Origin of the sequence: Rothia sp. HMSC065D02 (genome assembly GCF_001815285.1) — a bacterium.
In the GTDB taxonomy this organism is placed as follows: Bacteria; Actinomycetota; Actinomycetes; order Actinomycetales; family Micrococcaceae; genus Rothia; species Rothia dentocariosa.
The window spans coordinates 229725-236641 of the sequence record NZ_KV820092.1 but is presented as its reverse complement, the minus strand read 5'-3'; the positions used below and the strand labels follow the sequence as shown (position 1 = coordinate 236641).

The following is a 6917-nucleotide window of genomic DNA, read 5'->3' as shown; positions in this document are numbered from 1 at the left end:
TCCGCTCAGGAAGTTAATCTCGTGCTGTGAACCGTCCGTCCACTTCTCAAATCCGGTTGAATTCTCAGCGTTCGGGAACGGCAGCTTTGCGGTGAACGTACCATCAGGATTAGCCGTAACGACCGCTACAACACCGCGTCCAGCTAAATCCTTACCGTCATACGTTACGGGATTCGTAGACTTGACTTCACCGCCGTCGTACTTCACGGCGATCACAGAACCGGTACCGTCGGCATTCTTCCAGCCGGTACCGCTAACCTCAATTTCCTGACCATTTTTCGCGTATTTCACACCGGTCACGGTAACGCCGTCGGACTCAACGGTCTGCGAGTTCTCAAAAGCGGCAGGATCATTTTTTGCCGCTTGAGGATCTGGTTTCTCTTCTGCTTTAGGCTGCTTCTCTGCTTCGTTCTTAGCAGCATTATCAGCCTTGGGCTGTACCGGAGTTTCCTCAGCTTTAGGGGTCTCTTCTGCCTTCGGAGTATCAGCAGGAGTCTCATTCTTAGCTGCCTCATCAGTCTGAGACTGCTGTGCAGGCGTTTCTTCAGCCTTTGGAGCTTCTGCAGGTGCCTCGTTCTTGGGGGTTTCTTTCACCTGAGGCTGCTCAGGAGTCTCCTCCTTTGGAGTCTCTTCCGCTTTCGGGGTTTCGGCTGCCGGAGCTCCTTCACCCACAGTTACCGTGTGAGTTGCTGAGTGCTTTTGATCGCCATCCTGCAGACTTCCGCTCAGGAAGTTAATCTCGTGCTGTGAACCGATGGTCCAGTTAGCTTCGGTGGGGAACGGGATGGTTGTGTTGAAGTTACCGTTCTCGTCTGCCTTAATAACCGCTACAACACCGCGTGCCGACAGATCCTTACCATCGTGCGTCACCGGTTTTGTGGGTTTAACATTACCGCCATCATATTTCACAGCAATAACGGCGTTGGCACCCCCCCCCGAGCCACTAATCTCAAGGCCCTGACCGTTCTTAATAACCGTAGAGCCTGCAACGGTAGCAGTATCGTTTGCTTTCGCGGCGGGTTGTTCTACCTTACCTTGAGGCATTCTCTCGTTGCCTTCACCCGGAACCTTCACAGCAGGATCCTGTGCCTGCACATTATTACCGGCCTGGGCGGGGGTAGCATCCGGAGTTTGGCCCGGATCTTCAAGAGCGGTTGCGGGGGTTGTTACGCCGGGTGCAAGCAAAGCACCCGCAAGCGCTACCACGGCACTGTAGCGGGCGGCATGATGTGCGTGCTGTGTCATCGTTATGTTCCGTTTCGTGTATAAGGTTTTCAAACTCTTTCAAGACAGCCCCAGGGGCATGTTGCTGTCTTTCAAAAGCATTTTGTGTATCTTCAGCGTATTCGTCGTTGAGTATTCAAGAGTCTAGATGCGGCACCTCCTCAAGCGAGGTGCCGCGTCTAAAATCTAATCCTACTGTCCCTGATTATTGTTTTGATTTTCGAGTAGTTTGCTGCGAACATCCGCAACAATACCGTTCATCAACAGGGGACCACCGGTTGAGGTCCATTTAGAACCCTCAACCGTAATAATATGTTCGTTCTGGTAGGCTTTCAAATTCGTGAAGCCAGATGTGGCCTCTGCCTTCTTCAAAACTTCTGATGCACCATTGGCGCTAGCATCACCTTGAACATTCGGGTTCTTCTGGCTTGCGCCGCCCAAAGTACCAATAAACATGTAGTCGGCGTCAATATCCGAGAGGTTCTCCAAAGAGACCGGCTCTGAGTGACCCTGCCCTTCACGATCCTGTGCCGGGGGACGCTGCAGCCCCAAATCTGAAAGCACCTGACCGGCTGGGAGTTCCTTCAAGATCAGTGCAGGACCGTTACCCGCCCAACGCACGATCGAGAAGGTCTTATCACCGTACAGAGGTTCTAGCTCCTTCTTGAGCTGCTCAGTAAGTTTTTCGTAGTCTTCCTCAACCTTCTTACCCTGGTCTACCAGGTTAAGAGCATCCGCTACCCGCTCAAAGTTGATGGTCCAGTCGCCGCCGGCATATCCGGTGTACACCACGGGAGCGATATCCTGCAGAGTCTTGTATGCCTCTGAACGTTTATCCACGCCTGTAGAATCAGCCAGAATAAGGTCGGGCGTGAGGGAGGCAACCTTATCGTAGTTAACCTCAGACACAGAACCGACAAGTGTAACGTCGTCTCCTACCTTATCTTTGAGGTAGTTAGGCACCGTCTGCTGACCGCGGCCAGAAATAGCGCCTACAGGCTTAACGCCAAGTGCGAGTACCGCATCCAAAGTAGGTTCTGAGAGAACTACAACGCGCTGCGGTTTAGTAGGTACCGTAATTTCTTCCTCATCTACATTCTTAACGACGCGAGTCTCACTTTCGGGAGATTCCGAAGAGTCAGAAGTCGTAGATTCCTGGCTGCATGCTGCAAGTGTAAATGCAGTGCCCGAGGCAAGCGCCATACCTAGAAAGTTACGGCGATTTACCATGAATTGAGCTAGTGACGCTGGGTGTTCAAAAGACATATTTCTCCTAAGACAAATAAACTCTACCTAACCTTACCGTCATATATGCCCTACTTCAAGGAAAAACTCTCATGGTTAACGTTAAGAATCGTCAATCTTTTTACCGATATGTGGTTTTTTCATTGGAAATACAGGTTTTTATAGTCATTACATAAAGCTATAAAGACGTTATGTCATCAAAAATATTTCACGCTTTAACCGTTTACAGCGTCACAATACGCGCACAATGCACTCAAATTTTTAAGAACAACTGCATTCATCAGAGAGATTTATCCCGGTGTGAGGATGTGACCTCCGCTTCTTTCGCGCCCTCTCCCCTAGAGAACGCAAAGCAGCAATCGCGGTCTGCGGATCTTCTGCCCCATACACCGAGCTGCCTGCAACGAAACAGTCCGCTCCGGCTTCCGCAGCTCGCACAATCGTTTCCTCCGTTATCCCGCCATCAACCTGAAGCCGCACCGGGATATCGGACCCTTCAAGCGCTGATGCGGCACGACGGATTTTAGGCAAAGTGACATCAAGGAATTTCTGCCCGCCGAAGCCTGGTTCCACTGTCATAATCAGAAGCATATCTATTTCTGTGAGCAGATCGAGGTATGGTTCTACGGCAGTTGCCGGGCGTAACGCCAACCCAGCTTTTGCCCCGGATTCTCGCAGAGTACGCGCCAGCTTAATAGGTGCGGTAGCCGCCTCCGCGTGGAAGGTTACCGATTCGCTGCCCACGTCGGCATACTGGGGAGCCCAACGATCAGGATCATCAATCATCAAGTGCACGTCAAAAGGGACAGGCGAAACTTCGCGCAGACGCTTAACAACCGGAGGCCCCCACGTCAGATTTGGTACAAAGTGGTTATCCATCACGTCAATATGTGCCGCATCCGCAGTCGAAATGCGTTCTAACTCGTGCTGTAAATTTGCAAAGTCGGCAGAGAGTATAGACGGATTAATAGCAACAGACATGAGAAAACCTCCTCAACATGACATACGGATATTCGGATAACAATAATCGCCGCACTAAAAATACGGTTGCATTGCGCGATTCTAATTCTTACGGAAAAGTGCGAGGAACATAGCATCAGTACCATGAATATGCGGCCACAGCTGTGCAGTCGTTGATGCTTCATCAAGAATATCTTCCTGACGAACCGAGGAGGATTTTTTAAGGCGTACCTGTGGACGATAGCCGGGAGCCTTATCGCCCGCAAGAGTACTTTGTCCTTCAGCGCTCGGCAGGGCAACGCTTTGAAGTATCGACTGTGTATCCAGCAGACGCACTTTTCCAGTCTCCAGTATCTCCGCAACAATATTTTGAGTCTCAGCAGCATGCGGTGAGCAGGTTACATAAGCGATCACACCGCCAGGTCGCGTAACTTCACACGCAGCTTCCAGAAGCTGACGCTGCAGAGGCAGCAAATCGGCAATATCACGCGGGGATTTACGCCAGCGTGCCTCCGGACGCCTGCGAAGGGCGCCTAGCCCCGAGCAGGGAACATCAACCAACACACGGTCAAATTTCTGTTCCGGCTCGATGCCCGCGGGTAACCGCTCAGCATTTTGTGCAAGCGTTTGGGATATCTCACGCCCGTCCCCGGTAAGAACAACGTACTCGTCGGGAGAAAGCGGACGTAAAGATTGTGAAACCAGTTTTGCACGATGCGCTGCCGACTCATTCGCCACCACCCGAGCACCACGCTGCGCGCCCAAAGCCGCCAACAGTGCAGCCTTACCGCCCGGACCGGCACACAAATCAAGCCACGCAGAGTCTTGCCCTTCAAGAGGAGCTGCAGCAAGCGCGCGAGTAACCAGCTGCGAACCTACATCCTGTGCGCGCACAGTACCCTCACGAACACTTTTCAACCTGCCTAAATCGCCAGCAGAATATAAAGCGGAGTCCTCCACCAGTTCGCCCTCTACCGCGCCTTTCTCGAAGGCTTCCTGCAGGTCGCCTATTCCGGGAAGTGCTATAAGGTTTACCACAGGTGCCTGGTTATCGGCCTCAAGAAGATCCTGGATTTCGGCCGGAGACCTGCCATGAGCTGCAAGCGCTTGGCGCATGGAACGCACAATCCAGGTTGGATGCGATTTTGCGAGCGCAAGTTTTTCGGTGTCGTCCTTGGCATCAGTCTCCAGACGGGCGTACCAGTCATCACGGCTACGCTCGCTGACGCGACGCAGCACCGCATTCACAAAGTTAGCGGGACCACCGCCGATCTGAGCACGGGCTAATGCGACGCTTTGGTTAAGAGCTGCATGGGCGGGCACGCGCATACTCAAGAGCTGGTGAACGCCCATACGCAGTACAATCAACGTGGTTGTACCGATTTTCTCTAACGGACGATCCGCACAATGCGCCAAAATGGCGTCGTAGGTACCCTGGCTGCGCAGGGTTCCGTAGGTGAGTTCGGTGGCAAAAGCCGCGTCCCGATGGTCAAGATGGTGGGCACGAATCGTGCTGGGCAACACGAGATTTGCGTAAGAGTCGTTTTGCGCTACCGCGCTGAGAACCTCAAATGCGACGAGGCGCGCGGGATCCGCCGAGCGGGAACGCTGCGAGGGTGCGGTTGCAGAGAACTCACGGGATGAGAGCTGCTTACGGTTGCGCTCATGTCCGCTCTTATTACGTTTGGAAGCACCGCCTCCGCCACGTTTCATGCCATCGTAGGAACGCTGGGCGCGTTCGTTTCGGCGTTGTTCGCTGGTCTTACCATCAAATCGTTTCGATGATGCCCCGCGATTTCGCGGATTCCGTGAGCCATTTTTGTCGTTATAACGTCGCTCCGTCATGAGAGCACTACCTTTCCTTCGGCGAGGCCGCTACCGAGACCGCGTGCCCAGGCGAGCGCGTCCATCATTTTTTTACCGGCAGGTTGTACACGTACCAGTTCTAAAGCGCTATCCGCCGTACCCACATAGAGTTTTTTACCACGAAGTTCAAGCTGTCCAGGAGCCAGAGTACCGGCCTGATCGCTCAGACGCACACCGCCGATCTTGAGTCGGTTCCCCGAAAATTCACACCAGGCGCCGGGTTCCGGGGTTACTGCGCGAACTTGAGCAAGAATTTTGTGGGCGCTTTGGGTGAAATCTATGCGCGCATCGGCGTTGGTCACCTTTGCCGCGTAACTGACGGAATCGTCCTCGCGCTGCGCGGTTCCGTGCTCGCCTGCCTCAAGCCGTACAAAGGTATTCGCCAACAGTTCTCCCCCGCTTTGCGCTAGACGTGTAAGAATGCTCCCAGCAGTATCATCTTCCGTCACCAGCGTGGATTCTTCTTCGAAAACCGCGCCAGTATCCAACCCGGCTTCTAGAAGGAAGGTGTTCGAGAAAATCTCGCTTTCTCCCGCCATGAGGGCACGCTGTACAGGTGCGGCACCTCGCCACGCAGGCAGCTTCGAAAAGTGCAGATTAACCCAGCCGTAGGGAAGCATATCTAGTGCTTGCTGGGGCAGAATTGCGCCATATGCGACCACAGCAGCAGCTTCGGCTCCCAGCGGGGCTATCTGCTGTTGAGTTTCTGGCGACCACCGGTTCGCTTTAACAATAGGCAGCCCGAGCTCTTCAGCGCGTTGTGCTACGGGCGAGGGGGTCAGGATGCGCTTTCGACCTACCGGCGCGTCCTCACGCGTGAGCACTCCAACCACCTGAACCCGCGGGGACTGGACAAGCGTATCGAGAGGGTGCACAGCGATCTCGGGGGTTCCCGCGTAAAGAATTTTGAGGGTCATGGGCGAGTCCTTAAACCTGGTGGAGTACGGTATATCTATGCGCTGAAGCTGCCTAGGGAGGCGCCGAAGCTGCCGCCAACCCGCATTGCTCGTTCGGCAGAGGTCTGTGCTGTCACCTTGTTGTAGTCTGCGGCTCGGAGGGCGCGCATAACCCGTTTACGATCTTCGCCGACAAGGCGATCGATAAAGAGTTTGCCGTGAAGATGGTCGGTTTCGTGTTGGAGCATACGCGCGAATAGACCTTCCCCTTCAAGCACTAGGGGCTTTCCCGTCTTGTCTACGCCTCTCACTCGTGCCCAGCTCATGCGCGGAGTATCCGATTTCATGCCGGGTACCGACAGGCATCCTTCCCCTCCTTCTTGAGGCTCCGTTCCGGTCTCAAGTACGGGGTTGATAATATATCCTTCGCGGTCGTCAATACCACCAAAGGTAAAAATTTGTTTGGAGATACCAATCTGAGGCCCAGCCAGCCCGACTCCTTCAACGTCATACATGGTGTCAAGCATATCGTCGATCAGTTTGGCAAGCTCCCGATCAAAAACGGTGATAGGTTCACATTCGCTGCGAAGAACGGGGTCGCCTACGGTGCGGATACTCAGAATTGTCATATGTCTCCCTGACGCGCTTGTTATGGTACGCAGATATGCTCCGATTAGGGTGAAGGGCTGTCAAATACCAGCATTCTATTGTACCCGCTGAGGTATT

The 6917-nt window shown here is 53.6% G+C and carries 5 protein-coding genes and 1 pseudogene; all 6 read right to left on the bottom strand.

Translation table 11 applies throughout. The features are described 5' to 3' along the window. Positions 1–1245: pseudogene (locus HMPREF3016_RS08565) on the bottom strand (hypothetical protein); the annotation flags it as partial. Between the two features lie 171 nt (positions 1246–1416). Further along, positions 1417–2490, bottom strand: coding sequence for an ABC transporter substrate-binding protein (locus HMPREF3016_RS08560; protein WP_013399279.1), 1074 nt, complete (start codon positions 2488–2490; stop codon positions 1417–1419). A 240-nt stretch (positions 2491–2730) separates the two neighbouring features. Further along, positions 2731–3450 (bottom strand): ribulose-phosphate 3-epimerase, encoded by a 720-nt coding sequence (rpe, locus tag HMPREF3016_RS08555; protein ID WP_048755236.1) that lies wholly within the window; start codon positions 3448–3450, stop codon positions 2731–2733. A gap of 81 nt (positions 3451–3531) precedes the next feature. Next, entirely contained in the window at positions 3532–5274 is a 1743-nt protein-coding gene (locus tag HMPREF3016_RS08550; RefSeq protein ID WP_070741670.1) for an RsmB/NOP family class I SAM-dependent RNA methyltransferase, read from the bottom strand. After that, complete coding sequence (gene fmt, locus HMPREF3016_RS08545; protein ID WP_070741668.1) at positions 5271–6212, bottom strand: methionyl-tRNA formyltransferase; 942 nt, start codon at positions 6210–6212, stop codon at positions 5271–5273. Before fmt ends, HMPREF3016_RS08550 begins: the two co-directional genes overlap by 4 nt. A gap of 35 nt (positions 6213–6247) precedes the next feature. Continuing rightward, positions 6248–6820 (bottom strand): peptide deformylase, encoded by a 573-nt coding sequence (def, locus tag HMPREF3016_RS08540; protein WP_070741665.1) that lies wholly within the window; start codon positions 6818–6820, stop codon positions 6248–6250. Positions 6821–6917 lie beyond the last annotated feature (97 nt).

Coding starts and splice junctions, on each gene's coding strand:
- def (WP_070741665.1), bottom strand. CDS start 6,820: ATGACAATTCTGAGTATCCGCACCGTAGGCGACCCCGTTCTTCGCAGC.
- rpe (WP_048755236.1), bottom strand. CDS start 3,450: ATGTCTGTTGCTATTAATCCGTCTATACTCTCTGCCGACTTTGCAAAT.
- fmt (WP_070741668.1), bottom strand. CDS start 6,212: ATGACCCTCAAAATTCTTTACGCGGGAACCCCCGAGATCGCTGTGCAC.
- HMPREF3016_RS08560 (WP_013399279.1), bottom strand. CDS start 2,490: ATGTCTTTTGAACACCCAGCGTCACTAGCTCAATTCATGGTAAATCGC.
- HMPREF3016_RS08550 (WP_070741670.1), bottom strand. CDS start 5,274: ATGACGGAGCGACGTTATAACGACAAAAATGGCTCACGGAATCCGCGA.